The 1,772-nt window shown below is 63.9% G+C and carries 2 protein-coding genes; both read right to left on the reverse strand.

Annotated elements, in window-relative coordinates:
• A partial coding sequence (locus ACYVDE_RS21720; RefSeq protein ID WP_460503629.1) for a HAMP domain-containing protein occupies positions 1-728 on the reverse strand: 728 nt, incomplete at its 3' end.
• 173 nt (positions 729-901) lie between these two features.
• The gene (locus tag ACYVDE_RS21725) at positions 902-1,573 is read right to left on the reverse strand and encodes a response regulator transcription factor (RefSeq protein WP_460503630.1); all 672 of its coding nucleotides are present in this window, start codon (positions 1,571-1,573) and stop codon (positions 902-904) included.
• Positions 1,574-1,772: the final 199 nt, after the last annotated feature.

Consider the following 1,772-nt stretch of genomic DNA (forward strand, 5'->3'; position numbering starts at 1 on the left):
GAGGCGTTGCGCACGAAGGCGCGCTGCCCGTCGAAGCTGCTCTCCAGCCGGTCGAGCAGGCGGTTGAAGGTGTGGGCCAGGCGCGACAGCTCGTCGCGCTCGCGGCCCGAGAGGTTTTCGGCCACGCGCCGGTGCAGGTCGTGGGCCGAGATGCTATCCATCTGGTCGTTCAGGGCCGCGATGGGGGCCAATGCCCGGCCCGCAAACAGCCGTCCGGCTCCGTAAATCAGTAGCAGGCTGAGCACAAACAGCGTGGCCAGAATCGTGGCCAGGTAGCGCAGGCGGGCGTTGCCGTACTGGTTTTCGGCCCCGGCCACCACCACGTACTGGCCCTGGTTGTCGCGGTAGAAAATGCCCACCGCCTCGCGCGGGCCGTCCTCAAAATATTCTTCGTGCCCTTCCTTAATTCGGGACAGTACGTCGGGCGGCACTTCCAGGCGGGCATCTTCGCGCACGAAACGCACCTCGCCCTTGACATCGTAGAGCTGAATAATTTCCTCCGTCAGCGTGCGCTGGTAGCGCTTCTGAAACTCCTGAAACGCCGAGCTGCGCAGCTCGTCCTTCTCCAGAAAGATGTAGGCCGCCACCTCGGCCCGGTCGCGCAGCCGCTGCCGGAACTCGCGCCGGCTATAATCGGCCTGTAGCAAAAATGCCGTGCTCAGCACGCCCAGCAGAATAAAAGCTACCACGCCCACGAAGAGCCAGGTGAGGCGGTTGCGGATGGTCATTTTGGATGGTTAAGTTTTGAAAGTTGAGGGTTGAGTGGGCCTTTCTCTGCGTTATACAGTTGCGGAGTTTGTTCAAGCTTGAATAAACAGACGGTTTGATTAGGGGAAGCCTACGCCTTTTCTACTCCGTGGAAATATGCTGGCCCAAGACTTAACTCAACCCTCAACCCTTTTTATTCCTGCCGCAGCACGTAGCCCGCGCCCGTCACGGTATGGATGAGCCTGGTGGGAAAGCCGTGGTCGAGCTTTTTGCGCAGGTAGCTCACGTACACGTCAATCACGTTGCTGCCCGCGTCGAACGACTCGTCCCAGCCGTGTTCGGCAATCTCGCTGCGGCTGAGCACGCGGCCGGGGTAGCGCAGCAGCAGCTCCAGCAGGTTGAACTCGCGGGTGGTGAGGCGTAGCGGCTGGCCGGCCCGCGTCACGGTGCGGCTGGTGGTATCCATCAATACATCGGCAAAAGCCAGGCGGGTGCCGGGGGCCTGGGTGCCGCGCCGGGTGAGGGCGCCCACCCGGGCCACCAGCTCGGCAAAGTCGAAGGGCTTCACCAGGTAGTCATCGGCGCCGTTGCCGAAGCCCTGCAGCTTGTCGGTGGTGGTGCCCAGGGCCGTGAGCAGCAGCACCGGCGCCCGCGCATCGTGCGCCCGAATGGCGGCCAGCACCTCCAGGCCACTGCGGCCGGGCAAAATCACGTCGAGAATAATCAGGTCGAACGGACGGGCCAGGGCCAGCTCCAGGCCGCGCTCGCCGTCGGCGGCTACCGTCACGGTGAGCTGCTCCTCTTGCAGGCCCCGGCTGATGAGGCCCGAAAGCCGGGGGTCGTCTTCAACCAACAGAATGTTCATAGGCGCGCAGGGCAAACGTGGAAAGTAGCCCAAAGGTCGGCACCGAACGTTATGCCGGGAAGCTTACCGTCACCAGTAGCTGCTGCGCCTGCTCCCGAAACGCCAGTTGCAGGCCCAGGCCCTGCGCCAGCCGCCCGGCAATCCAGAGGCCCAGGCCGGTGCCGGGCGCCAGGGGGTCGGCCTGATACCAGGCCGTGGT

This window comes from Hymenobacter agri (assembly GCF_054778495.1).

Coding starts and splice junctions, on each gene's coding strand:
- ACYVDE_RS21725 (WP_460503630.1), bottom strand. CDS start 1,573: ATGAACATTCTGTTGGTTGAAGACGACCCCCGGCTTTCGGGCCTCATC.